Consider the following 24,690-nt stretch of genomic DNA (forward strand, 5'->3'; position numbering starts at 1 on the left):
TATCAAAAAAAGTTTGGCAGAGCCAAACTTCAACTAGCTTATCCAATCTCTGCGATCACTTCAATTTCGACTTTTACATCACGAGGAAGACGTGCAACCTCTACAGCTGAACGAGCTGGAAATTCCTCTTTAAAGGCAGTCTGGTAAACCTCGTTAAAAGGAACAAAGTCATTCATATCGCTCAAGAAGCAAGTTGTTTTAACAACATGGTCAAAGTCTGTTCCTGCTTCTGCCAAAATAGCACCGATATTTTTCAAGACTTGTTCTGTCTGTTCTTGGATTGTTTTTCCTACAATTTCTCCAGTTTCAGGAGATAGGGGAACTTGACCGCTAGCAAACAAAAGATTGCCAACGATTTTCCCTTGAACATAAGGTCCGATAGCCTTTGGAGCTTTGTCTGTATGAATTGTTTTTGCCATTTCTTTCCCTCACAATTTTTCTAATATTGCATCCCAAGCCTGATCCATCCCTGCCTTGCTGACAGATGAAAAGAGGATGAAGTCGTCACTTGGGTCAAAGTTTAATTTCTTTTTAATTGCTGATTCGTGCTTGTTCCACTTACCACGGGGAATCTTATCTGCCTTAGTCGCAACGATGATAACCGGAATCTCATAATACTTGAGAAATTCATACATCTGTACATCATCTGCTGACGGGTCGTGGCGGAGATCCACCAGACTGACCACGGCACGGAGATTTTCCCGAGTGGTCAAATACTCCTCAATCATGCGCCCCCATTTTTCACGTTCCTTTTTAGAAACGCGGGCATAGCCATAACCTGGTACATCCACAAAACGCATCTTGTCATCAATGTTAAAAAAGTTGAGTAGCTGGGTTTTCCCAGGTTTTCCTGATGTACGAGCCAGATTTTTGCGGTTGAGCATGGTGTTGATAAAGCTAGACTTGCCAACATTTGAACGCCCTGCTAGGGCAATCTCTGGCAGTTCATCCTGCGGATAGTGAGACTTGTTTGCCGCACTGAGCAGGATTTCAGCATTGTGTGTATTGATTTCCATAGTCACCTCTAGGCTGTTTCTAGGATTGGTTTTTCCGTTCCATCAACAGCTTCTTTTGTGATGCGGACCAATTTCACATTTTCCTGACTTGGCACTTCAAACATAACATCTAGCATGGTTTCTTCAATGATTGAGCGAAGACCACGCGCACCAGTTTTGCGTTCGATGGCTTTATTAGCAATCTCTTGAAGGGCTTCGTCGTCAAATTCCAACTCAACGTCATCATAAGAAAGTAAGGTTTGGTATTGTTTCACCAAGGCATTTCTTGGTTCTTTCAAGATGCGAACCAAGTCATCGACCGTCAATTGCTCAAGAGCAGCAAAGACCGGCAAGCGTCCAATCAACTCAGGGATAATACCGAATTTTTGAATATCTTCTGCGATGATTTCTTGCATGTAAGAGCTATTTTCATCAATCGCCTTGTTATTTTGACCAAATCCGATGACTTTTTCACCCAGACGCTGTTTAACGATTTCTTCGATACCATCAAAGGCACCACCCACGATGAAGAGGATATTCTTGGTATCTACCTGAATCATCTCTTGTTGCGGATGTTTGCGTCCACCTTGAGGCGGTACGCTAGCGACAGTTCCCTCGATAATCTTGAGAAGAGCTTGTTGTACCCCTTCACCCGAAACATCACGTGTGATAGACACGTTCTCGCTCTTCTTGGCAATCTTGTCAATTTCATCCACGTAGATAATTCCACGCTCTGCACGTTCGATGTTAAAGTCAGCAGCCTGCAAGAGTTTGAGGAGGATGTTTTCCACGTCCTCACCCACATAACCAGCCTCAGTCAGAGCTGTCGCATCTGCGATAGCAAAAGGCACATTTAAGCTCTTAGCCAAGGTTTGGGCCAAGAAAGTTTTCCCAGAACCAGTTGGGCCAATCATCAAGATGTTTGACTTCTGCAAATCCACATCTTCTGACTCTTCACGCGTATCGTGGAAATTGATGCGTTTGTAGTGGTTGTAAACTGCCACTGCCAAGGCACGTTTGGCACGATCTTGACCGATAACATAGTGGTTCAAGATATTGAGGAGCTCGATTGGTTTTGGTACTTCAGACAAGTCTGCCAAGACTTCCTCAGCCAACTCCTCCCGAATGATTTCCTGGGCCAATTCCACACATTCATTACAGATAAAGGCATTATTCCCAGCGATTATTTTCTTTACTTCTTCTTGGCTTTTGCCACAAAATGAGCAATAAACCATCATATCATTTTTCCTATTTGTAGGCATGATTTCCTTCCATTCTAATTTATCATTCTATCTAAAATAAGGTCATATAAAAAGCGTGGACACTATTGACCAGATTGGTAAAAGCATTCAACCAGAGTAAGGCAGACAGTCCATAGCGCTTCTTACGAAAAGCCTGTGCTCCAGTCAAAATACAGATCACACACAAAAAAGCTGTAAAAAATCCAAATATACTGCGCTCCATTAGACTTCCTTTCTCTTTCGGTATTGGATGGTGAAATCATAGTTGTTTTTCTCATCTCGCTCATAAGATTTGCTTGCGACTGTCTCAAAAAGAGACAAGTCAAAATCCTCAGGGAAATAGGTGTCTCCCTCCACCTGAGCATGAATCTGTGTCACGATGATTTCATCTAAATAGGGCTCAAAAGCCTGAAAAATCTGTTTTCCGCCAATGATATAGAGATTTTTTCCCTGACTCTGATACCACGCTAAAACAGACTCCACATCTTGAAATACGAGCGCCCCATCTATGACTTCTTCGCTATTGCGCGTTAAAATCAAGGTTTGCCGTTTTGGAAGCAGACGACGTCCCATGCCATCAAAGGTCACTCGACCCATCAGTATAGCATGATTTAAAGTTGTTTCCTTAAAATGTTGCAACTCTGCTGGCAAATGCCAAGGGAGACGATTTTCTTTCCCAATCACACCTTTTTCATCTTGGGCCCAAATGGCTATGATTTTCTTTGTCATGCTTCCGTCCTTTTTATTGATACTACTATTTTATCAAAATTCTCCCAAAAAGGCTGTTTTGAAACGCGCGCAAAAGAGAGAAAAGGAGCAGGCTTCATTCAGCCTGCTCCTATCGTCCCTAGGACATATATTTTTTTGCTTCTGATTCGATTTTTTCAACCACTTCTTGGATACTTAGTCCAGTTGTGTCAAGGTAAACTGCATCCTCAGCCTGTTTGAGAGGTGAGGTTTCACGGTGACTATCCTTGTAGTCACGCTCAGCAATCTCTTCTTTCAACGTTTCAAGGTCTGTTTCAATCCCTTTAGCAATATTTTCCTTGTAACGACGCTCTGCTCTTTCTTCAACAGAAGCCACTAAGAAAATCTTGAGTTCAGCTTGTGGTAAAACAACTGTCCCGATATCACGCCCATCCATGACGATACCACCTTGCTGAGCAATCTCTTGCTGGAGCGAAACCAGTTTCTCACGCACCTCAGGAATGGCAGCGATGCTTGAAACCTTGTTGGTCACTTCATTTTCACGAATCGGATGGGTAATATCAACATCTCCTACAAAAACAAGTTGCTCACCTGTTTCTGAACGTCCAAAACTAATGGGGTGTTGGTTAAGAAGCTCAAGAAGTTGGTCTACATTTTCTGCATTCAACTGGTGCTTGAGCGCTATATAAGTCGCAGCACGGTACATAGCACCTGTATCGAGATAAGTATATCCAAAATCCTTAGCGACAATCTTTGCGACCGTACTCTTGCCACTCGAAGCTGGACCATCGATAGCAATTTGAATTGTCTTCATGACCGACTCCTATCTTGTCTTAATCACATCACCTGGGTTGGCAAACCAAGATCCAGATGACATGTGAGAAGGATTTAGGGCTTCTAGCTGGGCAATGGAAATCCCTGCACGTTGAGCAAGAGCTGCTTCTCCCTCTCCAGGCTGTACTGTAAGTGTTCCTTCACCCTCTGTAGTATGTTCTTCCGAACTGCTCTGTGAAGGTGTTGATTCAGAAGAAGCTGTTTCCTCTACCTTGCTACTTGAAGATGATGATTCTTCCACTTTAGAACTTGAACTTGTAGAAGGAGACGATGCATCATAGAAGTCCTTCAAAGATGATGTACGATTGCTTCCACCGGTTGATAGGTAAATCAATACAACTACCATCGCTACAACAATTACAAAGAAGAGGCTGGCTAGAACCGTTAAGACACGATTCGCAACAACGCCTTTCCCTTTTTGTTTCCGGTGTCGACGCTCTGATCTTGTTTCTTCCTCATTGTTTTCGTAAATATCTTCTTGCCACGGTTCTTTTTCCATACCTTACTCCTTGTTTTTTTTACATTTTCTTATTACAATATAAATATGAAAGTCACACTTATACCCGAACGGTGCATTGCCTGCGGGCTTTGCCAAACCTATTCTGAACTCTTCGATTACCATGATAATGGAATCGTTCGATTTTACGATGATCCAGTTGAATTGCAAAGAGAAATCGCTGAGACCAGCGATGTTCTGGAGGCCATCAAAAATTGTCCTACAAGAGCACTTCTAAAAGATCCATCGTAGGAAGCAGGGAATAAATATAATTGATTTTTTCTCATTTTTCCCACACTTACTAGTTTAGCATATTTCTAGGTAAAATTATAGTCTTTTTTGGTTATTTTTTCCTTCAATAACAGAAAGGTCACTTTTTTCTTTGACGAGATAGAGTGGTCTTTTTTTGGTTTCTAGATAAATCTTACTAATATACTTACCGAGAATCCCAATCGTCAGGAGTTGAATCCCTCCAAGAAAGAGAATGACAGCCATCAAAGACGTCCAACCAGATGTCGGATTTCCCAGAATAAGAGTCCGAAACACTACAAAAACAGTCATCACAAAAGAAAGAAAACAAGATAGGAGTCCCGCTACAAAGGCTATACTCAAGGGAAAATCTGAAAAGTTAAGAATCCCTTCAATCGAGTAGAAAAAGAGTTGTCTAAAACTCCAACTGGTCTTGCCAGCCTGTCGTTCAACGTTTGGATAGTCCAGATAGTGCGTTTTAAAACCCACCCAGGCAAAGAGTCCTTTAGAAAAACGATTGGATTCGGTCAGGGTTAAAATAGCATCTACTACAGACCTTCTCATCATGCGAAAATCACGGACACCTGAGGGCAAGGCTACTGGGCTAATTTTTTGCATGAGGCGGTAAAAGAGGTTCGCACAGAGACTACGGAAAAAGGGTTCTCCCTCCCGACTAGTTCTCCGTGTCCCAACACAGTCTAAGTCTGCATTCTGGTCTAGTAAGGCCTTCATCTCAAGTAGCATACTAGGAGGATCCTGAAGGTCTGCATCCATCACGACCACCAAGTCTCCAGTTGCATGCTGCAAGCCTGCGTATAAGGCTGACTCTTTCCCAAAATTTCGTGAGAATGAGACATAACGGACCGCAGGATTTTGCTCCCGATAGGTCTTTAAAAGCTCTAAAGTCCCATCGCTTGAGCCATCGTCTACAAAGACATATTCGACCTCTGCTCCCAAGTCAGGAAGCAGAGCTTCCACAGACTGATAAAAAAGAGGAAGTACTTCCTCTTCGTTTAGACATGGGACAATGATTGAAATCATCATCTTAGTCTTCAAATCCATTTGGATGCTTGCTTTGCCAACGCCATGCGTCTTCACACATTTGGGCGATGTCGAGTTCTGCTTTCCAGCCCAGTTCTGCTTTGGCTTTTGCTGGGTCTGAGTAGCAGGTAGCTATATCACCTGGGCGGCGTTCTACGATGCGGTAAGGAATAGGACGTCCCACTGCTTTTTCCATGTTTTGAATAATTTCAAGAACGGAGTAACCTTTCCCAGTTCCAAGGTTATAAACATTAAGACCTGAACCTTTTTGGAGTTTTTTCAAAGCTGCAACGTGACCTTTGGCCAGGTCTACGACATGGATATAGTCACGAACACCAGTTCCATCTTCTGTATCGTAATCATCTCCAAATACTTGCACTTGCTCTAGTTTGCCAACTGCTACTTGTGAAACATAAGGTAAGAGATTGTTTGGAATTCCATTTGGATTTTCTCCTAGGTCTCCACTTTCATGCGCTCCGATTGGGTTAAAGTAACGAAGTAATACCACGTTCCATTCTGAGTCTGCCTTGTAGATATCCGTCAAAATTTCCTCTAGCATGAGCTTAGTACGACCATATGGATTGGTCACTGAAAGTGGGAAATCTTCTAAGATTGGAACTGTATGAGGGTCTCCGTAAACTGTCGCAGAAGAACTGAAGATGATGTTCTTACAGTTATTTTCTTCCATGGCTTTTAGAAGGCTGACAGTTCCTGCGATATTGTTGTCATAGTAGGTAAGAGGGATACGGGTTGATTCACCAACAGCCTTCAAACCCGCAAAGTGAATGACACCAGTCGGTTCTTCCTGCTTGAAAATATCTCTGAGTGTATCTGTGTCACGGATATCTGCCTCATAAAAAGGAATCTCAACTCCTGTGATTCTTTCAACAACTTCTAAACTTTTACGATTGCTATTGACAAGATTATCCACCACAACCACTTGATGACCTGCTTGGATCAACTCAATAACAGTGTGGGTTCCGATAAATCCAGCACCACCAGTTACCAAAATCTTTTCTTGCATCTTTCTTCCTCGATTCTCGGATTATTTTTTCTTATTTTATCATTTTTGATAGGGAATGTCATTTGACATCCTAAACTATCTGCTAAAATTTCAGTAAAATGCTTATACTCTTCGAAAATCTCTTCAAGCCACGTTAGCTTCGCCTTGCCGTGGGTTGGTATGGTTACTGACTTCGTCAGTTCTATCCACAACCTCAAAACAGTGTTTTGAGCTGACTTCATCAGCTCTATCCACAGCCTCAAAACAGTGCTTTGAGCAGCCTGTGGCTAGCTTCCTAGCTTGCTCTTTAATTTTCATTGAGTATCATTCGCTTTTTACTCGTTTGACATAGTTTGCAATTGGATAGTTTACTGGGTCCAAGGTCAATTCCTTGTCTTGGATCAGTTGAGCTAAGTGGTAACCAATGATAGGCCCAGTTGTGAGGCCTGATGAACCTAGGCCACTAGCCGCATAGACACCTGCTAAGCCAGGTACTTCCCCAAAGAAAGGCGAGAAATCACTGGTGTAAGCACGAATTCCCACACGCTCACCCGATGATTTCGCTCCTGCCAAGGCTGGATAGTGAGGCAAGGCCGCATCCTCCATTTGCTGGAGCAAGGTTTCATCCACCGTCAAGTCAAATCCCATGTCGTTTTCATGGGTAGCTCCTAAAGACAATTTCCCACCTGCAAAAGGGATCAAATCCCACTCTCCTTCCGGCATGACAACAGGGTAAGATGCTAGGTCTTCGGAGAGTTGATAATCTCGGAGCTGTCCCTTTTGGGGACGAACATCTACCTCATACCCTAAAAGCTCCAAAATGTCACCCAACCAAGCTCCCGTCGCTAAAATAACCTGATCAAACAAGTCTTCACCAATCTGATAGCCGGATGCTAAAGGTGTCAGACTCACTTTTTCTTTGACCAGCTTGACTTGACTGGCTTCTAGCAAACGAGTTACTAAGAGGTGACCATCTACTCTCGCTCCACCAGAAGCATAGAGCAGGCGGTCGAATCCCTGCAAACCAGGGAATAATTCATCGGCAGATGCTTGATTCAGAACATCTAACTGGCCTATCAAGGGAGATTCTTCTCTACGCTGGAGGGCTAGTTCATAAAGTTCTTCTAGTTTGGATTCATCCTTTTTCAAGAGAAAAACTCCTGAGCGTTGGTAAAAGTCGATTTCCTGACCAGACTTTTCTAAATCAGCCAACAAATCCACATAAAAGTCAGCTCCCAAGCGCGCCATCTTGTACCAGGCTTTATTACGGCGTTTGGAAAACCAAGGACTGATAATTCCCGCTGCTGCTTTGGTAGCCTGACCTTGTCCATGGTCAAAAACGGTCACCTCTAGGTCACTTTCTTTAGAAAGGTAGTAGGCAGCAGTTGCCCCTACAATCCCTGCTCCAATAATGGCAACTTTTTTCATTGTCTTCACTTTCTAACTAGATATGGTGGAAAGGATTGGTCGATGCTTGACTAGGTAAAATATCAATGTCCCAGCCTTTCTCTTCCTTCCATTGAGTAAGAAGTGCTGCGACTCTTTCCACAAAAAGCACTTCTATATAGTGACCTGGATCCAATGCCAACAGGCCATCAGACAACATATCCTGGGCAGTGTGGTAGTAGATGTCACCAGTAATGTAGACATCTGCCCCCTTAGCTAAAGCATCCTTATAGAAAGATTGACCACTACCGCCACAGATGGCCACTCTTGAAATAGGCTTCTGCAAATCACTCTCTTGATAATGCACCATTCGAAGGCTATCTAGACCAAAGACTTGCTTGATATGCTGAGCAAATGCTCCAAAAGTCTGTGGTTGAATGTCACCAATACGCCCAATCCCACGTTCTGGACCTGTTTCCTGGAGATAAGTCGTCTCCTCAATGCCTAGCATCTGGCAGAACCAGTCATTGAGACCATTCTCAACGATGTCAATATTGGTGTGACTGATATAAACGGCGATGTCATGCTTGATAAGGTCGATGTAAATCTGATTTTGCGGACGGCTGGCTACCAAGTCCTTGATGGGACGGAAAATTGGCGCGTGCTTGACGATAATCAAATCCACACCCTTTTCAATAGCCTCTGCCACCGTCTCTTCACGAATATCAAGGGCAACCATGACCCTTTGGATATCCTTGTCCAAAGTTCCAATTTGCAGGCCACGGCTATCTCCCTCCATTGAAAATTCCTGAGGGCAAAAGGCTTCATATGCGTTAATTACTTCACTTGCTAACATGGAGCACCTCCTTGATGGCTTGAATTTTATCTACTAGAACTTGACGTTCCTCCAGATTTTTTTCTGGGATTTGGCTAAGAGCGAACTCTAGCTTAGTAGCTTCTTTTTGCCATTTTTTGATAAAGACTGAGCTGACTTCTTTGGACAAGAAAAGTCCAAAGCGAACATCACTGGTTGATAGCTTCATTTGTCCTGCTTCCACAACTAGAATTTCATAAAACTTGCCAGCTTCTTCTAGGATGCTTTCTGCTACGATTTGAAAACCGTGGTCTTGTAGCCAGATGCGCAAGTCGTCTTCACGATTATTGGGCTGGAGGATTAAACGTTCTACATTCGCAAGCTTGTCCAAGCCTTCTTCTAGGATCGTTGCAATCAAGCGCCCGCCCATACCAGCAATAGTGATGACCGATACTTGATCAGATTCTTCAAAAGATGCCAAACCATTGGCTAAACGGACTTGGATTTTCTCCTTTAGACCGTGAGCCTCTACATTTTTGACCGCAGACTGGTAGGGACCAACCACCACTTCGCCTGCAATGGCACCTTCAATTTGCCCTCTCTCGACCAACTCGATAGGCAGATAAGCATGGTCACTCCCCACATCTAGTAACACAGCACCTTGGGGCACAAAGGACGCCACCAATTCTAATCTCTTTGAAATCATCTTCTCTCACTTTCCAAAACTCTGTTACCTCTTATTATACCACATTTCATACTCTTCAAAAATCAAATTCAAACCGCGTCAACGTCGCCTTGCCGTACTCAAGTACAGCCTGCGGCTAGTTTCCTAGTTTGCTCTTTGATTTTCATTGAGTATCAGCTAGCAATCTTGCACCTAAAAAGACCGCAATCCACAGATTGCAGTCTTTCTTTATTTTCTAGCTTGGTAACGACTGGTTAGAATGAAAATCACGGTAAAGACCAACATCATGGCCCCATAAACAGGCAGTGTTTGTCCTGTAAGTGTCGAAATTTCAAGCAGTTTCTGGATTCTTGGGAAGAGAGCTGTGGCTAGGAAACCACCTACTGACCAGACAATCAAGAGGACACGCCAGAGGGTAAATGGCATGCAGGCTCTAAATACAGATAAGAAACCGATAGACCCCAAGAGATAATAGAGTAGGGTTGAGATTTCTAACTCAGACCAACCTTGACTCGCTCCAAAAATTTTCACAAAAAGAACGCTGAACACAACCATCAGTGCGCTTGGTAGGGCACGAAGCATGGATTTTCTGAGGAAGTTTGCTTCGACTGGTTTGATATTTCGCTCAAAAGTCAGAACAAATGGCGGGAACCCTTCCACGAACTGGTCAATCATGGTAATCTGGATTGGAATGAAGGGGAAAATCAAAATCCACTCAGACCGTCCTAGAAGAGCACTGGCGATACAGATGACAGCGAGCAAGAAGGAATAGATTGTCTTTATCAAGAAAATCGGTGCAATATGGGCAATGTTATTGACCACACGACGACCTTCAAAGAGAATCTCAGGAACATCATTAAAGTCAGAGTTCAAGAGAACCAGATTAGCAATCTGACGAGTCGCAGGATCTCCTTCAGCCATAACGATCGAACAATCTGCTTCGCGGAGAGCTAGGATATCATTGACACCATCCCCTGTCATTGCCGTTGTATGCCCTGCTTTTTTCAGCGTTTGGATGATGAGTTTCTTTTGATGAGGGGAAACACGACCGAAAATAGCTGTCTCTTCAGCCATGGCAATCAATTCCTCATCCGTGATTTTTGAGCAATCTACATAGCTGTGATAGTCTGCAAAACCAGCCTTTTGGGCAATGCTGGAAACCGTGACTGGATTATCACCAGAGATAATCTTGAGGCCTACTTCCTGGGAACGAAGATAGTCTAGTGTCTCAGCTGCTCCTTCTCGAATCGGATCCAAGATTTCCAGCAAGGCCAGGGCCTGAATATCAGATGGTTTCTGTGGTTTGTGGTGGTCTAGTTTTTCCTGACTAAGGGCTAATACCAAGACACGTGAACCTCTCTCTAGAGCCTCTCTGGCTTCAGGGACTTCATTGTCCAACAACATCTCGGGCGCTCCTAAGAAAACAGTTCCCAAATCTTCCAACTCCATAGCTCCCCACTTACGGTCGCTTGAGAAAGGAAGATTCGAAAGCATAGGATAGGAAACCTGACCTTGGAAACGCTGGCGAATGGCTTGGGCTGTTGGATTTTTATCCTCACTATGAGCTATGTAGCTGGTCAGAATGTTAGTAATAGCCTCATCATCATAAGTTTCCGTCAGAGGAAGAACCGCCTCCACCTGCATCTTTCCTTGGGTGATGGTGCCCGTTTTGTCCAGACAGAGCATATCCACGCGCGCCAAGGTCTCGACAGAGTACATCTCCTGCACCAAGACCTTTTTCAAGCCCAGCTTAATCACCGCAGTCAAGAGCGAAGTAATGGTCAAAAGGGCGATTCCCTTAGGCAACATTCCCAAAAGGGCTGTTGACGAATTTACAACGGATGACTTGAGGGGCAAGCCTTTTAACATCAAGGCTTCTAACAAGAGAGCTAGACCAAAGGGAATGATAATTTTCCCAGTAAAACCAGCTAGCTTGTCTAGCGATTTCATGATACGGGAGTTGATTGGTTTCACTGTCTTAGCTTCCAGCATGAGTTTGGCAGCATAGTTTTCTGCCCCGACATGGTGGACTTGAGCCAAAACTGCGCCACTGGCTAGGAAACTCCCTGATAAAAGCAAGACATCCACTTCTTTTTGCACCAAATCACTCTCACCCGTCAACATAGCTTCATTGACTTCCGCAAATCCTTCCAGAACCAGAGCATCACTAGGAATCTGCTCTCCAGCAGACAAACGAATGACATCTCCTAGAACCAACTCTTCTGGATCGAGAGCAACTTCTTGACCATCACGAATGGTTTTGACCTTTTCCTTGGTCATGAGATTGAGCTTGTCCACCATGTGTTTGGCCCGTAGCTCAGTCACAATCCCAGAAAAAGCGTTAAAGCAGATAACGGCAAAGAAAACCAGATTGCTCCAAGCCTGCACAAAGGCCAGCGCTAGAGCAATAACAAAGTTTAATGCGTTAAAAAGTGTAAAAACATTTCGTTTGATGATTTGCCAAGTACTGGTACTGGCCGAAGCGGTAAAGTCATTGACCAAACCTTGAGCCTGTCTTTCCTTGACTTCTCTTTGGGTTAATCCCATTATCTTATTTTTATCCATAAACTCTATCATATCATTTTTTTTAAAAGAATTCTAATCCCATCTAAAACTGTTAGCTGATAACTGAAAAAGTTTGCCAGCAGTCTTTTGATAAGGTATAATAATAAAAGCAATACAATCGAAGGAGATCTCATGTTTTATACTTATTTGCGTGGACTAGTCATGCTGATCTTGTGGTCCATCAATGGCAATGCCCACTATCACAATACTGATAAAATCCCTAGCCGAGACGAAAACTATATCCTCGTCGCACCTCACCGTACCTGGTGGGATCCTGTTTACATGGCCTTTGCGACCAAGCCAAAACAGTTCATCTTTATGGCCAAAAAAGAGCTGTTTAACAACCGTATCTTTGGCTGGTGGATCCGTATGTGTGGCGCCTTTCCTATCGACCGAGAAAAACCTAATGCCTCTGCCATCAAGTACCCTATCAACGTCCTCAAAAAAAGCGACCGCTCTCTCATCATGTTTCCAAGTGGGAGCCGTCACTCAAACGATGTCAAGGGTGGCGTAGCCCTGATTGCCAAGATGGCCAAAGTCCGTATCATGCCTGTTACCTACACCGGTCCTATGACCTTGAAAGGCTTGATTAGCCGTGAACGTGTCGATATGAACTTTGGAAATCCTATCGATATCTCAGACATCAAGAAAATGAATGATGAAGGGATTGAAATGGTTGCAGACCGTATCCAAGCAGAATTCCAACGTTTGGACGAAGAAACCAAGCAATGGCACAATGATAAAAAACCAAACCCACTCTGGTGGTTTGTCCGCATCCCTGCCCTTATCCTTGCAGTGTTTGTTGGTATCCTAACGATTATCTTTAGCTTTATCGCAAGCTTTATCTGGAATCCAGATAAGAAGAGAGAGAAACTTGGTTAAAAAATACAATTATCCCTTGGCAAAAGCCAAGGGATATTTCTTTTATGCAATTTTCCATTTTTGGGACAACCAGTTGGAAAAGGCTAGAAATCGCTCAGCCACTTGCTCATGATGCCCGTAAGGATCAAAGACAAACTGACCAGTCGGATAATGTTGCTGAAGACTGGTATGAATCTGCTCAGCATAAACTGGTGCTTGAGCCAGACGATTGGTATGATGGGCTCCTTCTGTTTGACCATTCTGTAAATACAACAAACAGTCCAAATTTTTCACCTTTTCATCCCTGCAATAAGTCGTAAAATCAGGATACCAAAAGGAACCGCAGATAGAGAAGATACAGGAGAACTTGTCAAAATGGAAAAGACTGTATACTGCTGCCAAACCACCTAGTGAGTACCCTCCATAGGCAAGGCGATTTTTGTCCAGACGATAAAGCGACTGCAACTTATCTAAAAGACCTCCAAATAAATGACTATGATAGGTATTTGCCTGACCGCCAAAATCCGGAGCCCCCTCTCTCAGAGCAGAGGCCTTCCAGGGTGTGTAGTCATCTAGGCGATTTTTAGAGGTCAAGCCCACTAAAATCACAGATTCAGAAAGGGAAGATAGGAAATCCAAGTTTCCATCATTCAAGAGAACAGCTGGATAGGTTTGGTTGGGATCATAAGTCGAAGGAAGGCTGACCTTGACTTGGATCCCTTCCCAGTCAAACTCATTATTTATTGATAAAGTCATTGATTTTCTCAAGGGAATCAATCACTGCTGGACCATAGTCCATTAACTCATCGTAAGAAATGGTCATGATTTTTTGATTCTTAATAGCAGGAACATTTTCCAAAACTTCATTTGCCTTCATCAACTCTACTGCGTTAGCATCCAATTTTTTATTGCGGTCGCTGGTTACATAGATAATCAACTCAGGATCCATTGACACGAGATTTTCCAAGGTCAAACCTGATGTTCCCGTTGCAACGTTGGTATAACCAAGTTGATTTAGAAGGCTCTCTTGCAAAGCAGACTTGTAAGCACCGAAGGTTTCGTCATTATAAGCAACCATAATCAAAGCCTTTTTCTTTTCACCTTGGCTTGTTGGATTTGCTTTCTTAACAGCGTCAATTTTAGCTTGTAATTGGGCTGCGTATTCATTGGCCTTGTCCTGAACATTGAAAATCATTCCAAGATTTTTGACATCTTCTACGATATTTCCTAAATCTTGCTGAATCGTTGAGAGAGAAGCTTTTTGCGTATAGACTGGGATTTTGTTTTCATTCCAAGTGCTAACTGTTCCCAAGGATTTTTCTGAAAACATCATGTTTCGACCCATCACCGCATCTGGCTCATAAGAAAGGACTGTCTCTTGAGAGACTGTTTTTTTATCACCGATTTGAGGAATGGTCGCAATCGCGTCCTTGTATTTGTCTGTTACAGCATTGTCAGGGTTGAGCATGCCAGCAATTTTATCCTTCAAGCCTAACTCCAATAAGATTTCAGTTGTTGAAAGATTGTTGGTGATAACTTTTTCAGGTGCCTTGTCAAAGACTTGTTCGACTTCATTTCCCTTAACATCATAGGTTTTAACCGTTAACGGATAAGTCGTCTCTGTGCTGGCCTTTTGACTTGTTTCTGTGCTAGACTGCGTGGTAGCTTTTTCTGTAGTAGTGTTGCCACAAGCTGCCATGGTTAAGGTAGCTACTGTTACGAGTAAAATGCTTAGTGTTTTTTTCATCTTATTTTCCTTTTTACTTTTATAAATAGTGAATCATGGCTTGCTGATCCTCGGTCCAAGTCACCTGACTTTGAACTCCGTATACAGTTTGCAATGACTCAGGGGTGATGGTCTCCTTTGGAGTCCCTTGGTAAAGGATTTCCCCCTCTTTCATCAGATAGAGATAATCCGAATAGCGACAAGCAAGTTGAATATCATGCAGGACAGCTAGAACATTGACCTTGAGATTCTTCACAATGGCCAGCAAGTCTAACTGGTACTTGATATCCAGGTGATTGGTTGGCTCGTCCAGGAGCAAGAGAGTCGGTTCTTGCGCCAAGGCGCGTGCTAATAAGACTCGCTGTTTCTCCCCACCTGAAAGAGACGAATAGAGACGAGTTTTCTTCTCAAGCATATCCACCTTGACGAGAGCATCTTGAACGAGGGCATAATCCCTTTCCTTTTCCTTCTGTAAAAAAGAGAGGTGTGGAGTCCTTCCCAGCAAGACGATTTCCTCAACTGTACAATCAAACTGCAATTGATTAAACTGGGTGACGACCGCCATCTGCTTAGCTGTTTCTTTGAGTGACCAATGTTCCAAAGGCTTTCCATCTAAGCTTATCAAGCCTTTGTCCGCCTTTTCCTGACGATAGAGGAGTTTAAGCAGGCTGGTTTTTCCACTTCCATTTGGCCCTAATATCGTATGAAATTGATGCCCCTCAACCTTAAGAGAAACTCCTTTGAGGATTTTTTTCTCTCCTAGTCCAAAGTGGACATCCTGACAAATCAAGTCCATATCAGGCCCTCACCTCCCTTCGCCTACCTCCAACAATGTAGATAAAGAAGGGAGCACCTACTAAGGCTGTGAAAATACCAATCGGCAACTCAGCGTTTGGAATGATGACACGAGAGAGTACATCTGCCCAGATGACAAAGAGGGCACCCAGCAAGGTCGCAACAGGAAAAAGTCTCCTGTAATTCGTTCCTACTAACCCTCGAGCTAAATGTGGAGTAATCAGTCCAACAAATCCAATAATCCCACAAGTTGCCACCAAGACAGCTGTCAGCACAGCCACCATGGTCACATAAAGATACCAATAGAAGCGTAAGGGAATTCCCAAAGTTAAAGCAGCCTCATCTCCCATCATCATCGCATTAAAAACACGATACTGAGTAGCGAAAAATAGAAAGACCATTCCTACTACTATAGTTGGCAGAACCAAGTCTGCCCAAGTAGTCCCGGCAAGCGATCCCATGGTCCAAAACTTAATGGTCATCACACTGTCCGCATTAGCGCCAACTGAGATAATAAAGTTGGAAAAGGCTAGAAAGAGAGCGTTGACCACCGTTCCTGATAAAATCAGACTAGAAGTCGTCATCCTTCCCTGCATAGAGGCAATGATAAGGACAGCGATTGTTGCCAAAATAGCTCCAAGGAAAGCTCCAAGGCTAATCATCACTTTTAAACCAAGAATGATGCTCAAAGTTGCCCCTAGAGTTGCACCCGCAGAAATTCCTAAGACATAAGGCTCTGCGATGGGATTGTTCACTGTAGACTGCATCACGCTACCACACATAGAAAGACCAGCCCCTACTATCAGACCTAACAATACTCGGGGGAATCTCATGTTCCATACAATGGCAAGAGTAGACTTGGAAACCTCTCCTATCTCAAGAGGAAATCCCAATCTGCTCAAAATGATCCGATAGGTATCTCCTAGATCAATCGCAACAGACCCCATAGAAACAGCTAGAAAAAGTGAAATCCCTAAAATACCTAGCAAAACACCTAAAAGTAACACAAATTGTACGTTCTGTCGGCTTCCAGAAAATTTGGAAAGCATGAAAACCTCCTTATACAAAATTAAAAATTTAGAAAATTCTCATAAAAAGTATACCATATTTCTACTAGATGAACAAGGATGGAGACATATATAGACAAGCCGAAGATTGTACAAAAATGTTCGTGAAACAAAAAAATCTCCCCGAAGGGAGATGATCTGGTTTATTTTACCTTACAGTGCTAGGAACCGTAACCGAAGATTATACTTGAGTATATCGAGGTAAGGTGACAACATAAAAAGCCCTCTGAAATCAGAGAGCTTGATTTGAGCCCGGGCTAAAATCCTAGTGAAACAAAAAAATCTACACGATCAGAAAAGTCTCTATCGTGCCATTTTCATACATGATGTATAGTCCAAGTAGAATGAATACTATGGGCACAATGATTCGCTCGTATTTTTCAATTGTCTCGAATATTAACGGAATAGAGGATAACATCCGACTAATCTCGCAAAAGATAATTATGCCGATTACAAACACAAGCAACGCCACGAGGGTCTGTGACCAATCTAACGAAGCAAAATAAGGTATATAGATACCTAAATTATCTCCGCCAGACGCAATTGTCAGCAATGTAACTGTCCAAAACAGTTGATTTGCCTTGCTTTGTTCTAATCTTTCAATAATTTCTTCCTCTTCTTCCTCACCTTCTCCAACAATTGCAAAGCGAATCCCTAAATAGATAGGGATTAAACCAAGCAATCCAACCATCCATTCTTCAGGCACGAAATTAACGACATAAGCAGCAACTAAACTCGCCCCTACAAGTAAGCCTGTTCCTAGATATTGCCCCGCATAAATATGCCATTTCTGTTTATTCTGTGATAGCTGTGCAAATAAAATAATTAAAATAATTAAATAATCGATACTGGTGGAAATATAAACACCAATAGCAGATATGATTGTCTGTCCCATAAAAACCTCCTGTATTAGTCAGTAATAAATCAGTAGATTTTAGGAGAGCACAGACACATTAATTTAGCTATCGCTAGTGGGTAATGTCGAACGTAGGAAAGCATTTTACTCCTCCTCAAAACGTAGTTACAAAGTAATTTCTAACTGGAATTCGGTGACTACTTCCATGTAAAGTATAACATACTATACTTTACTTCGTAAAGTGTGGGCTCTCCGAGGGGGCTTGCAGACAGTTACTCGGCTTGAAAAGCCGAGTAACTGCGCACCTTCATGGTGTCATTAGCTGATACCATTTGAGGTTTTTGTAGTCTCCAAAATTATGACCGATAAAACTAGATAAAGAAGGGAGCACCTACTAAGGCTGTTTTTGTAGTCTCCAAAATTATGACCGATAAAACGAAATGATTAAGACATACCCTGACGGCTTGGTTTTTGTAGTCTCCAAAATTGTGACCGATAAAACCTCAATAAAAAAGCTCTCTGAAGTCAGAGAGCTGATTTGATCTCGGGCTAAAATCCTAGTGAAAAAGATGAAACTCCTTGTGTTCATCGAACACTGTTTCCTTTCCCTATTTTCATACGGATTTTTGGAGCCCTTAGCATCATAATTCTTGCTGGATAAAACGTTTATAGACTAGGCGACGAGGCGAAGATTGTACTAATGGTACATCGAGCTGAAGCCAACGAAGTATAGAAACGTTTTAGACGCAAGATTAGCGACGAAGTCCGAGAGAGTTGATCAACTCACGGTAACGGTTAACGTCGTTTTTACGCAAGTATGCAAGCAAGTTACGACGGCGACCGATTTTCTTCATCAATCCACGGTAAGTAGCGTGGTCTTTTTTGTGTTGTTTGATGTGTTCGTTAAGGTGGTTGATTTCCCAAGTAAGGACAGCAACTTGAACCTCTACTGAACCTGTATCACCTTCGTGACGTGCATATTGTGCGATGATTTCATTTTTTTTCTCTTTTGAGATTGCCATGATGTTTCTCCTTTTTATTTGGCTTCATCCGAGTGACAGGTTGGCATGCCTGTAACCAAGAAGAAGTTATTTGTCTTTACGACAGTTCTTATTCTACCAAGAAGCAGAGACTTTGTCAACTGATTTACTGTTTAAAACCTTGAATTACTCTACTGATTTCAAGGCTTCGAGCATATCCACTTTTCTCAAGCGGTGATTAACAAATAGGCCTAATAAGGCTAAGATTACAGTCGCTGCGACGATTGGAAGAGCATAGACTTCCCAGCTGACCTGAGGATAAAAAAGTATGGTGGCCGGTGAAATCATTTGAATCAAAAATTGATGTAAATAGTGGCCGGCTACCAAACCGAGAGCAATTCCCACAAGGGACAGCACCATAGTCTCGCGGTAGATATAGAGAGTCACTTCTTTATTATGGAAACCAAGAACCTTAATAGTGGAAAGTTCACGGATACGTTCTTCCACATTGATATTGGTGAGATTGTAAAGAATGACAATGGCTAGTAAGACGGAAACAAGGACAAGGATTGCCATGGTTTTATTGAGAGAATTGGCTACAGATTCAAAGAGATGGATAGCCGTTGCATTTTGGACGACCCCAGAAACAGCAGCTTTTCCCATGAAAGTAGCCGCTTCTTTCTCCGTATTGGAAGGTGTTGGGTCTTTTAATTTTACTAGGTAGGTATTGTCTTGCGGACTGGTTCCATAGACTTGTTCGTAAGTCGCACGGTTTAGATAAACAAAGTGTCCAACATAGTTTTCAGAAATAGCCGCAACCTTGATTTCCTTCCCGTCAAGCTCCAGCTTGTCTCCAACCGTAACACTTGCTAATTGGGCTAATTTTTGACTCACGACCGCTCCATTAGTGACCTGCAACTCTCGCCCATTTTCCTCTAATGTGATAAAGGGATTGAAGTCTTCTCCACTAGTAACCATCATGGTGATGGTTTGAAGTCCTGCTTTTCCTTTGAAATCTTTTTCAATGGATTTAGAGTAAATCTTTTGATAAGCGTGGATCGATTCAGCTTGCAAGGCACTTTCCAGATCTGCTTTTTCTTGCTCCGTTGCACTGCTCTTTTCTGCTACAATCATCTGGTATTGCTGGATTTGTTCAAATTGGCGTTCGGAAACTCCTCCCACAGATGACTGAATACCAAGACCAGCAAATAAGAGAGCAACTGAACCTACAACTCCAAAAATGGTCATCAGCATCCGTTGCTTATAACGAAAGATATTTCTTGCCGTAACCTTATGAGTAAAACTCAAACGACTCCAAATAAAGCTCAGTCGTTCCAGCAAAATCTTTGATCCCTTAACGGGAGGTTTGGGAAGTAAGAGTTGGGCTGCTTCATCGTGCAACTCCCTTCGCGCCACCAGATAAGCCGGCAAAACACTAGATACCCAACTCAAGGCTAGGGCAAGGATACTATAAGACCAATAGAAATACTCGTGACTTTTTCCAACAACCATCCCAGCTGTTATAACATCTGAAATCACCCCTGCAAGAAGATAATGTCCAAGAAGTGTTCCTATAATGGTTCCCACAGTTCCTGCAAGAAAACCATAGAGGACAAACTTGGCAACAATATCTCGGTTGCGGTAACCCAAGGCCTTGAAAATACCTGCATTGGTGCGTTCTTCATCTACAAAGCGAGTCATCGTTGTAAAGGTCACCATTGCAGCGACCATATATAGCACCACTGGGAAGATATTTCCGACTGAACGAATGCTTGATGATGCATTGCTGTACATGAGGTAGCCTTGACCACCTGGCATGGTTTGGCGATTGTATACGTGGTATTTCGGCTCTGCCAGTTCATCAAGCTCTTTCTGACGCTGTTCAAGCTTCTCTTTTTCCTTAGTTAGATCACTCTCTGTCTGAGCCAGTTTTTCTTTTTTTGTCGCCAGTTCTTCCTTAGCTTTTGTCAGCTGTCCCTCGATTTGACTCTTTTGCGGTTCTGGTAAAGCGGTCGCTTGTTCTTCTTGCGTTTTCAAGCGACTTTCGGCCTGCTCTAACTGACTCTTGCCATTTTCAAGGTTGCTTTCAGCAGTTTGGAGCTGTTCTTTGCCCTCTTCCAAGCTCTTTTGCCCATTTGATTTGATACTTGCCAATCTTTTTTGACCATTATCAGCAAGTAAGTCTTGCAACTCTTCCTGATGTTGGGCTCGTTTGGTCTTATAGTCTGATGAAAAAGTATCCAGATTTTTTAAATCGTCATAGCGCACACGCGCAATACTATAAACATCTGAGTCAAACTGACTGGGTAAAATTACTCCATAGCCAGTCAGGTTGCCATTTCCACTACTAGCACTTCCTAAATCTTCTTTAGAAAGAATCTCACCCGACTCAACAAATCCAGTAATTGTAAAAGTTTGGGATTTTACGATGGACTTTTCTTCTTTCTTAGTAAAGGTAATGGTCTGCCCAATCTGATAGCGGTCTTTCCAGAAGTCGGCTAGGGCAATTTCCTCATTTGTCTCTGGCAGTCGCCCTTCTGTCACTTGGAAGGTTGAAATGCTCTCTGGTTTGGAATAAAGTCGAACTGCTTCCTCACCATTTTCAACGGTTAGGTCTACCATATAGCCAAACTCAACACTTGCTCCTTGAAGGGTCTTTAGTTCGTCTTGGTCTTCTTTGTCCAAGCCATAATCAGCTATTACGGCCAGATCCAGGGTATTGGCTTTACGGAGATAATCCCCTGCCGTGCGTTCCATGTTTGGACTGGCTACTTTAAGACCTACTAGGGCTAAAGAACCCAGCATCATCAAGGTCAAGATAGAAACAAAGCGTCCCTTTGAAGTCGTCACTGACTGAAATAGGTCTTTTCGATATGTTTTTTTCATGCTAATACTCCAATGTATCGATATCCTGCGGATGCTCATTGATCGTCATGCTCTTAACTGTAGCATCGCGCATATGAATCACGCGATCTGCAATAGGAGCTAGCGCACCATTGTGGGTCACGATAATCACCGTCGCTCCTTTTCGACGAGACATGTCTTGGAGAATCTTCAAGACTTGCTTCCCCGTCTGGTAATCCAAGGCACCCGTCGGTTCATCACAGAGGAGAATTTTAGGATTTTTGGCTACAGCGCGTGCAATGGAGACTCGCTGTTGCTCCCCTCCAGAAAGCTGGGCTGGAAAATTATTGAGGCGATGAGCCAAACCTACATCTGTCAAGACCTGCTCAGGTTCTAAGGCATCTGTCACGATTTCTGAAGCCAGTTCCACATTTTCCTTGGCTGTCAGATTGGAAACTAGATTATAAAACTGAAAAACAAAACCTACATCTTCACGACGATAGTTTGTTCTCTGGTGCGAACTATAGTTGGCAATATTGGCACCATCGATCCAAATCTCCCCCTCATCATTGGTATCCATACCTCCTAGGAGATTGAGAACGGTTGATTTTCCAGCACCTGAAGCACCAAGGATAATAACCAGCTCCCCCTTTTCAATTTCAAAATTCACATCATGATTAGCCACAATCTCCGTATCCCCAACCTGATAACGCTTGTAGCTGTGTTTCATTTCAATATAAGCCATATCGTTTATCTCCTTTTCAAAGCTCGTTTCCTTAAATCAACAAGGTGTTGATTCTAAATCACAAATATTATATAATGGGCTAAGTCAAAAAGCAATAATCAAAAATCAACAAAGTGTTGATTTAAGAAAAAGGAAGAGAAATGGTTCAGAAACGAAAAACTACTACTAAGGAAGACATCAAGGAAGCTTTGATTCAGTTGCTATCAGAGGAGAAATTTGAAAATATATCAATTAGTAAACTCTGTAAACGCGCAGGGATTAATAGGGGAACTTTCTATCTACACTATGAAGACAAATATCAAATGATTGACAGTTTTAAAAGTGAAATTATTTCCCAGCTCTACATTTTTTTAGAAAAAGAAAGAGAATCGCCTAGAAAGTTTATGTTAGCCAACTTCTATATATTACGTTCGAACGAACGCCTTATTAACGCCTTGTCCCAAAGTCATTACATAGACTTTCGTGGTGCAATTCGTGAATTTCTAAGTAGCATTATTCTAACTGAAAATCAAAAAGAAAAGACTCGTCATTTCTTATCTGAAAACTTCCAAATTCCTCACAAATACGCTTTGGAAATCTTCTTATCAAGTATTGAAGGAATTATTTCTCTTTGGATTGCTGGGGGAGCTCAAGAAGAACCGGAAGAAATCACGGATATAATCTTATCAACCTATAACTACGAACACTGGAGCTACGAATCAAAAGAAGATTAATTCATACAACTTACTATTTCATAAGCTATATCCTCTCATTTTATACTTTTTCAATTAGCTAAATTGCCTTTTTTTAAACTTAGATACAAAAAAGCCTAGGAATTCCTAGGCTTTCTGTTTATAGATTATTTTCCAAGGTAGTATTCAGAAACTACATTCAATTTTTCGTCGAATTCGAATACCAATGGTGGGAAGTTAGGGATTTCCACGTCCATGATTTCGTCGTCTGACAAGCGTTTGATGTGTTTTACAAGGGCACGGATTGAGTTACCGTGAGCTCCTACGAATACGTTTTTACCATCTTTAAGTGCTGGAGCGATTTTGTCTTCCCAGAATGGAAGGGCACGTTCCAAAGTCACTTTCAAGTTTTCAGCATCTGGGATAACTGAGTCGTCAAGTGAAGCGTAACGACGGTCAGTGTGTGCTGAATGCTCATCATCACGATCCATGTTTGGAGGCAATACATCGTATGAACGACGCCAGATGTGAACTTGCTCATCACCAAATTGTTCCGCAGCTTCAGCTTTGTTTTTACCAGTCAAACCACCGTAGTGACGTTCGTTCAAACGCCATGATTTTTCAACTGGAACCCACAATTGGTCAGAAGCTTCAAGAGCCAAGTTTGTTGTTTTGATTGCACGTTTCAATACTGAAGTGTAAGCTTGGTCAAATTCGATACCAGCTTCTTTGATCAATTTACCAGCGTCAATCGCTTGTTGTGTACCTTTTTCAGACAAATCAACATCAGCCCAACCAGTGAAAAGGTTAGCTTTGTTCCATTCAGACTCACCGTGGCGAGCAAAAACCAATTTTACCATTAGATGGATTCTCCTTTTATTTTTCGAGGTTTCCCTCGTTTATCTATTCTATTTTACACAATTTTTCACAAAAAAGCTAGTTAAAATCAACTAAAAAGAGAGAACGGTGTCCTCTCATCTAGATATTATTAATTCGCGATATTCAATCAAGAAACGATTGCAATTATTTGTTATTTAAAGCATCAATTAAACGATCAGTATTCTTAGTTACATTAGTATCATTGTAACGATTATGAATTAGACCTTCAATTGTTTCTTTGCAATTTTCAAGATTAGCTTTTTCAAATACTACCACACTGACAACATGTGTTCCACCAGAAGCAAGATGCAAAACTAGTAGAGTTTGAAAAGCACTTAGCACTGTTAATACACCATAAGCCGCTAATATCAATCCCCCAATAAATGAATTTTGCATCATTGAAAGGCCAATAAGAGCGAAAATTATACCCAAGCAAATGTTTTGAAATCAAGACGAAATGAACTATCTACACTTGCAACATGATCAACAGGAATTGTTTTATTTTGAGAACCCAGTGGAATAACTTTTAAAATAGTAGGGTTAGAAGTTTTTATAAAGACTCCCTCTAAAGTAATGGAAGCTTTTAAATAGAATGTTAAATACGATGTAATGAAAGATTGTTTCATAATATTCTCTTTTTATTTTTTCAAGTTGTATTACATCATGTTTTCTTATAAAAAAGCATTTTGCTAACATATTCTTTTGCCAGATAATTCTTTAAATAAAAAAACAACCCTCAAACGGATTGTTTCACTAGACTATCAGACAAGGCCACGGACTTCTTTCAAAAATTTAGAAAAAGAAACAGCGCCTTTAATGATTAGAAATCCTCCTATCCACTCGGTCGCTGAAAGAAAGCCCAGCACGCCACCAATGATAAATAAAATAGAAGGTAGCTTTCGAAGTTGTTGATCTTCTTCGAAATAGATTAACATAAAGGTCCCTAATGCAATCATCAAAATCTTAAAAAATGTCAGGAGCAAGGAAAAGGTTACCGTGACGACCAGCACCTTTGAAGGATCTTTATAGATGATGGCACCAGTATAGGATAGCAAAAATCGTAGGACAGGTCCCAAAAGCAAGGTTATGCCTGCCACCATGCCCAGTCTCCAATTGAGTCGAACCAATCTATCTCTCTCCATAAAAACCTCCTTCTCTCGTAGCTATCATTCTACCATATTTGCTCCAGAAACAAAAGACCTTCTCCGTCACAAACAAATCGCCTACCTGCTTTCAGACATCCGAACAT

General features: G+C 42.1%; 29 protein-coding genes. 3 read left to right on the top strand and 26 right to left on the bottom strand.

The features are described 5' to 3' along the window. Window positions 1-38: 38 nt before the first annotated feature. From GMD5S_RS0206345 to GMD5S_RS0206380, 7 genes are all read right to left on the bottom strand, one after another. Window positions 39-419, bottom strand: coding sequence for a RidA family protein (locus tag GMD5S_RS0206345; RefSeq protein WP_001140428.1), 381 nt, complete (start codon window positions 417-419; stop codon window positions 39-41). A 9-nt stretch (window positions 420-428) separates the two neighbouring features. After that, complete coding sequence (gene yihA / locus GMD5S_RS0206350; protein WP_000405203.1) at window positions 429-1,016, bottom strand: ribosome biogenesis GTP-binding protein YihA/YsxC; 588 nt, start codon at window positions 1,014-1,016, stop codon at window positions 429-431. A gap of 8 nt (window positions 1,017-1,024) precedes the next feature. Further along, complete coding sequence (clpX, locus tag GMD5S_RS0206355) at window positions 1,025-2,257, bottom strand: ATP-dependent Clp protease ATP-binding subunit ClpX (protein ID WP_002874765.1); 1,233 nt, start codon at window positions 2,255-2,257, stop codon at window positions 1,025-1,027. Between the two features lie 31 nt (window positions 2,258-2,288). Next, on the bottom strand, window positions 2,289-2,459 hold the full coding sequence (locus GMD5S_RS0206360; RefSeq protein ID WP_000442252.1) for a hypothetical protein: 171 nt from the start codon (window positions 2,457-2,459) through the stop codon (window positions 2,289-2,291). After that, window positions 2,459-2,965 (bottom strand): dihydrofolate reductase, encoded by a 507-nt coding sequence (locus tag GMD5S_RS0206365; protein ID WP_000162314.1) that lies wholly within the window; start codon window positions 2,963-2,965, stop codon window positions 2,459-2,461. Before GMD5S_RS0206365 ends, GMD5S_RS0206360 begins: the two co-directional genes overlap by 1 nt. Before the next feature lie 118 nt (window positions 2,966-3,083). Then, window positions 3,084-3,758, bottom strand: coding sequence for a (d)CMP kinase (gene cmk, locus GMD5S_RS0206375; RefSeq protein ID WP_000849412.1), 675 nt, complete (start codon window positions 3,756-3,758; stop codon window positions 3,084-3,086). Window positions 3,759-3,767: 9 nt separating this feature from the next. After that, on the bottom strand, window positions 3,768-4,277 hold the full coding sequence (locus tag GMD5S_RS0206380) for an SAG1386/EF1546 family surface-associated protein (RefSeq protein WP_000410192.1): 510 nt from the start codon (window positions 4,275-4,277) through the stop codon (window positions 3,768-3,770). 45 nt (window positions 4,278-4,322) lie between these two features. Here GMD5S_RS0206380 and GMD5S_RS10540 point away from each other — a divergent pair, with 45 nt between their 5' ends. Further along, complete coding sequence (locus GMD5S_RS10540) at window positions 4,323-4,526, top strand: ferredoxin (RefSeq protein ID WP_002874767.1); 204 nt, start codon at window positions 4,323-4,325, stop codon at window positions 4,524-4,526. Window positions 4,527-4,601: 75 nt separating this feature from the next. Here the strand turns inward: GMD5S_RS10540 and GMD5S_RS0206385 are convergent, their stop codons facing one another. The 7 genes from GMD5S_RS0206385 to GMD5S_RS0206420 all read right to left on the bottom strand — a co-directional run bounded on the left by GMD5S_RS0206385 (window position 4,602) and on the right by GMD5S_RS0206420 (window position 12,017). Further along, window positions 4,602-5,567: a glycosyltransferase family 2 protein gene (locus GMD5S_RS0206385; RefSeq protein WP_008292642.1), complete on the bottom strand. Its 966-nt coding sequence runs from the start codon at window positions 5,565-5,567 to the stop codon at window positions 4,602-4,604. A gap of 1 nt (window position 5,568) precedes the next feature. Beyond that, on the bottom strand, window positions 5,569-6,588 hold the full coding sequence (gene galE, locus GMD5S_RS0206390) for a UDP-glucose 4-epimerase GalE (RefSeq protein ID WP_001156545.1): 1,020 nt from the start codon (window positions 6,586-6,588) through the stop codon (window positions 5,569-5,571). Further along, on the bottom strand, window positions 6,567-6,809 hold the full coding sequence (locus tag GMD5S_RS10685) for a hypothetical protein (protein ID WP_008291341.1): 243 nt from the start codon (window positions 6,807-6,809) through the stop codon (window positions 6,567-6,569). Before GMD5S_RS10685 ends, galE begins: the two co-directional genes overlap by 22 nt. Window positions 6,810-6,891: 82 nt before the next feature. Further along, a complete protein-coding gene (locus tag GMD5S_RS0206405) occupies window positions 6,892-7,995 on the bottom strand; it encodes an NAD(P)/FAD-dependent oxidoreductase (protein WP_000754638.1) in 1,104 nt (367 codons plus the stop codon). Between the two features lie 16 nt (window positions 7,996-8,011). Continuing rightward, window positions 8,012-8,809 (bottom strand): Nif3-like dinuclear metal center hexameric protein, encoded by a 798-nt coding sequence (locus GMD5S_RS0206410; RefSeq protein WP_000881141.1) that lies wholly within the window; start codon window positions 8,807-8,809, stop codon window positions 8,012-8,014. Continuing rightward, window positions 8,796-9,473 carry a tRNA (adenine(22)-N(1))-methyltransferase gene (locus tag GMD5S_RS0206415; protein WP_000624077.1) on the bottom strand — a complete coding sequence of 226 codons (678 nt, stop codon included), beginning with the start codon at window positions 9,471-9,473 and terminating at the stop codon, window positions 8,796-8,798. The genes GMD5S_RS0206410 and GMD5S_RS0206415 overlap by 14 nt, the downstream gene beginning before the upstream one ends. Before the next feature lie 207 nt (window positions 9,474-9,680). Then, window positions 9,681-12,017, bottom strand: coding sequence for a cation-translocating P-type ATPase (locus GMD5S_RS0206420; RefSeq protein ID WP_008293183.1), 2,337 nt, complete (start codon window positions 12,015-12,017; stop codon window positions 9,681-9,683). A 132-nt stretch (window positions 12,018-12,149) separates the two neighbouring features. On the opposite strand from GMD5S_RS0206420, the gene GMD5S_RS0206425 reads away from it, so the two are divergent. Next, window positions 12,150-12,899, top strand: coding sequence for a lysophospholipid acyltransferase family protein (locus GMD5S_RS0206425; protein WP_000500176.1), 750 nt, complete (start codon window positions 12,150-12,152; stop codon window positions 12,897-12,899). Window positions 12,900-12,941: 42 nt separating this feature from the next. On the opposite strand, the gene GMD5S_RS0206430 is transcribed toward GMD5S_RS0206425, so the two are convergent. From GMD5S_RS0206430 to GMD5S_RS0206465, 8 genes are all read right to left on the bottom strand, one after another. After that, a complete protein-coding gene (locus tag GMD5S_RS0206430; RefSeq protein WP_000175784.1) occupies window positions 12,942-13,634 on the bottom strand; it encodes an alpha/beta hydrolase-fold protein in 693 nt (230 codons plus the stop codon). Beyond that, on the bottom strand, window positions 13,615-14,625 hold the full coding sequence (locus GMD5S_RS0206435) for an ABC transporter substrate-binding protein (protein WP_000753262.1): 1,011 nt from the start codon (window positions 14,623-14,625) through the stop codon (window positions 13,615-13,617). Before GMD5S_RS0206435 ends, GMD5S_RS0206430 begins: the two co-directional genes overlap by 20 nt. Window positions 14,626-14,644: 19 nt before the next feature. Beyond that, the gene (locus GMD5S_RS0206440; protein ID WP_000364120.1) at window positions 14,645-15,400 is read right to left on the bottom strand and encodes an ABC transporter ATP-binding protein; all 756 of its coding nucleotides are present in this window, start codon (window positions 15,398-15,400) and stop codon (window positions 14,645-14,647) included. A 1-nt stretch (window position 15,401) separates the two neighbouring features. Further along, window positions 15,402-16,448 (bottom strand): FecCD family ABC transporter permease, encoded by a 1,047-nt coding sequence (locus GMD5S_RS0206445; protein ID WP_000949322.1) that lies wholly within the window; start codon window positions 16,446-16,448, stop codon window positions 15,402-15,404. Between the two features lie 301 nt (window positions 16,449-16,749). Then, window positions 16,750-17,361 carry a CadD family cadmium resistance transporter gene (locus GMD5S_RS0206450; RefSeq protein WP_000531728.1) on the bottom strand — a complete coding sequence of 204 codons (612 nt, stop codon included), beginning with the start codon at window positions 17,359-17,361 and terminating at the stop codon, window positions 16,750-16,752. 713 nt (window positions 17,362-18,074) lie between these two features. After that, window positions 18,075-18,344: a 30S ribosomal protein S15 gene (gene rpsO, locus GMD5S_RS0206455; protein WP_001018251.1), complete on the bottom strand. Its 270-nt coding sequence runs from the start codon at window positions 18,342-18,344 to the stop codon at window positions 18,075-18,077. Window positions 18,345-18,488: 144 nt separating this feature from the next. Beyond that, entirely contained in the window at window positions 18,489-21,188 is a 2,700-nt protein-coding gene (locus GMD5S_RS0206460) for an FtsX-like permease family protein (RefSeq protein ID WP_000754607.1), read from the bottom strand. A 1-nt stretch (window position 21,189) separates the two neighbouring features. After that, window positions 21,190-21,891, bottom strand: coding sequence for an ABC transporter ATP-binding protein (locus GMD5S_RS0206465; protein ID WP_000323378.1), 702 nt, complete (start codon window positions 21,889-21,891; stop codon window positions 21,190-21,192). A 140-nt stretch (window positions 21,892-22,031) separates the two neighbouring features. Between GMD5S_RS0206465 and GMD5S_RS0206470 the strand changes: the two genes are divergently transcribed. Continuing rightward, window positions 22,032-22,604 carry a TetR/AcrR family transcriptional regulator gene (locus tag GMD5S_RS0206470; protein ID WP_000250301.1) on the top strand — a complete coding sequence of 191 codons (573 nt, stop codon included), beginning with the start codon at window positions 22,032-22,034 and terminating at the stop codon, window positions 22,602-22,604. 125 nt (window positions 22,605-22,729) lie between these two features. On the opposite strand, the gene GMD5S_RS0206475 is transcribed toward GMD5S_RS0206470, so the two are convergent. The 4 genes from GMD5S_RS0206475 to GMD5S_RS0206490 all read right to left on the bottom strand — a co-directional run bounded on the left by GMD5S_RS0206475 (window position 22,730) and on the right by GMD5S_RS0206490 (window position 24,583). Next, entirely contained in the window at window positions 22,730-23,422 is a 693-nt protein-coding gene (locus GMD5S_RS0206475; protein WP_000240130.1) for a phosphoglycerate mutase, read from the bottom strand. Window positions 23,423-23,585: 163 nt separating this feature from the next. Next, window positions 23,586-23,840 carry a hypothetical protein gene (locus GMD5S_RS0206480; protein ID WP_009013681.1) on the bottom strand — a complete coding sequence of 85 codons (255 nt, stop codon included), beginning with the start codon at window positions 23,838-23,840 and terminating at the stop codon, window positions 23,586-23,588. 23 nt (window positions 23,841-23,863) lie between these two features. Then, window positions 23,864-24,067 carry a hypothetical protein gene (locus GMD5S_RS0206485; protein WP_008281298.1) on the bottom strand — a complete coding sequence of 68 codons (204 nt, stop codon included), beginning with the start codon at window positions 24,065-24,067 and terminating at the stop codon, window positions 23,864-23,866. A 135-nt stretch (window positions 24,068-24,202) separates the two neighbouring features. Continuing rightward, window positions 24,203-24,583, bottom strand: coding sequence for a hypothetical protein (locus tag GMD5S_RS0206490; protein ID WP_000439021.1), 381 nt, complete (start codon window positions 24,581-24,583; stop codon window positions 24,203-24,205). Between the last annotated feature and the right edge of the window lie 107 nt (window positions 24,584-24,690).

The sequence above is a fragment of the Streptococcus sp. GMD5S genome, assembly GCF_000298715.2.
In the GTDB taxonomy this organism is placed as follows: Bacteria; Bacillota; Bacilli; order Lactobacillales; family Streptococcaceae; genus Streptococcus.

Coding starts and splice junctions, on each gene's coding strand:
- GMD5S_RS0206480 (WP_009013681.1), bottom strand. CDS start 23,840: ATGATGCAAAATTCATTTATTGGGGGATTGATATTAGCGGCTTATGGT.
- GMD5S_RS0206475 (WP_000240130.1), bottom strand. CDS start 23,422: ATGGTAAAATTGGTTTTTGCTCGCCACGGTGAGTCTGAATGGAACAAA.
- GMD5S_RS0206345 (WP_001140428.1), bottom strand. CDS start 419: ATGGCAAAAACAATTCATACAGACAAAGCTCCAAAGGCTATCGGACCT.
- GMD5S_RS0206380 (WP_000410192.1), bottom strand. CDS start 4,277: ATGGAAAAAGAACCGTGGCAAGAAGATATTTACGAAAACAATGAGGAA.
- GMD5S_RS10685 (WP_008291341.1), bottom strand. CDS start 6,809: ATGAAGTCAGCTCAAAACACTGTTTTGAGGTTGTGGATAGAACTGACG.
- GMD5S_RS0206485 (WP_008281298.1), bottom strand. CDS start 24,067: ATGAAACAATCTTTCATTACATCGTATTTAACATTCTATTTAAAAGCT.
- GMD5S_RS0206430 (WP_000175784.1), bottom strand. CDS start 13,634: ATGACTTTATCAATAAATAATGAGTTTGACTGGGAAGGGATCCAAGTC.
- GMD5S_RS0206440 (WP_000364120.1), bottom strand. CDS start 15,400: ATGGACTTGATTTGTCAGGATGTCCACTTTGGACTAGGAGAGAAAAAA.
- rpsO (WP_001018251.1), bottom strand. CDS start 18,344: ATGGCAATCTCAAAAGAGAAAAAAAATGAAATCATCGCACAATATGCA.
- GMD5S_RS0206445 (WP_000949322.1), bottom strand. CDS start 16,448: ATGCTTTCCAAATTTTCTGGAAGCCGACAGAACGTACAATTTGTGTTA.
- clpX (WP_002874765.1), bottom strand. CDS start 2,257: ATGCCTACAAATAGGAAAAATGATATGATGGTTTATTGCTCATTTTGT.
- GMD5S_RS0206470 (WP_000250301.1), top strand. CDS start 22,032: ATGGTTCAGAAACGAAAAACTACTACTAAGGAAGACATCAAGGAAGCT.
- GMD5S_RS0206385 (WP_008292642.1), bottom strand. CDS start 5,567: ATGATGATTTCAATCATTGTCCCATGTCTAAACGAAGAGGAAGTACTT.
- GMD5S_RS0206415 (WP_000624077.1), bottom strand. CDS start 9,473: ATGATTTCAAAGAGATTAGAATTGGTGGCGTCCTTTGTGCCCCAAGGT.
- GMD5S_RS0206360 (WP_000442252.1), bottom strand. CDS start 2,459: ATGGAGCGCAGTATATTTGGATTTTTTACAGCTTTTTTGTGTGTGATC.
- GMD5S_RS0206425 (WP_000500176.1), top strand. CDS start 12,150: ATGTTTTATACTTATTTGCGTGGACTAGTCATGCTGATCTTGTGGTCC.
- GMD5S_RS0206410 (WP_000881141.1), bottom strand. CDS start 8,809: ATGTTAGCAAGTGAAGTAATTAACGCATATGAAGCCTTTTGCCCTCAG.
- yihA (WP_000405203.1), bottom strand. CDS start 1,016: ATGGAAATCAATACACACAATGCTGAAATCCTGCTCAGTGCGGCAAAC.
- GMD5S_RS0206365 (WP_000162314.1), bottom strand. CDS start 2,965: ATGACAAAGAAAATCATAGCCATTTGGGCCCAAGATGAAAAAGGTGTG.
- GMD5S_RS0206460 (WP_000754607.1), bottom strand. CDS start 21,188: ATGAAAAAAACATATCGAAAAGACCTATTTCAGTCAGTGACGACTTCA.
- GMD5S_RS10540 (WP_002874767.1), top strand. CDS start 4,323: ATGAAAGTCACACTTATACCCGAACGGTGCATTGCCTGCGGGCTTTGC.
- GMD5S_RS0206465 (WP_000323378.1), bottom strand. CDS start 21,891: ATGGCTTATATTGAAATGAAACACAGCTACAAGCGTTATCAGGTTGGG.
- GMD5S_RS0206405 (WP_000754638.1), bottom strand. CDS start 7,995: ATGAAAAAAGTTGCCATTATTGGAGCAGGGATTGTAGGGGCAACTGCT.
- GMD5S_RS0206490 (WP_000439021.1), bottom strand. CDS start 24,583: ATGGAGAGAGATAGATTGGTTCGACTCAATTGGAGACTGGGCATGGTG.
- GMD5S_RS0206450 (WP_000531728.1), bottom strand. CDS start 17,361: ATGGGACAGACAATCATATCTGCTATTGGTGTTTATATTTCCACCAGT.
- GMD5S_RS0206435 (WP_000753262.1), bottom strand. CDS start 14,625: ATGAAAAAAACACTAAGCATTTTACTCGTAACAGTAGCTACCTTAACC.
- cmk (WP_000849412.1), bottom strand. CDS start 3,758: ATGAAGACAATTCAAATTGCTATCGATGGTCCAGCTTCGAGTGGCAAG.
- GMD5S_RS0206420 (WP_008293183.1), bottom strand. CDS start 12,017: ATGGATAAAAATAAGATAATGGGATTAACCCAAAGAGAAGTCAAGGAA.
- galE (WP_001156545.1), bottom strand. CDS start 6,588: ATGCAAGAAAAGATTTTGGTAACTGGTGGTGCTGGATTTATCGGAACC.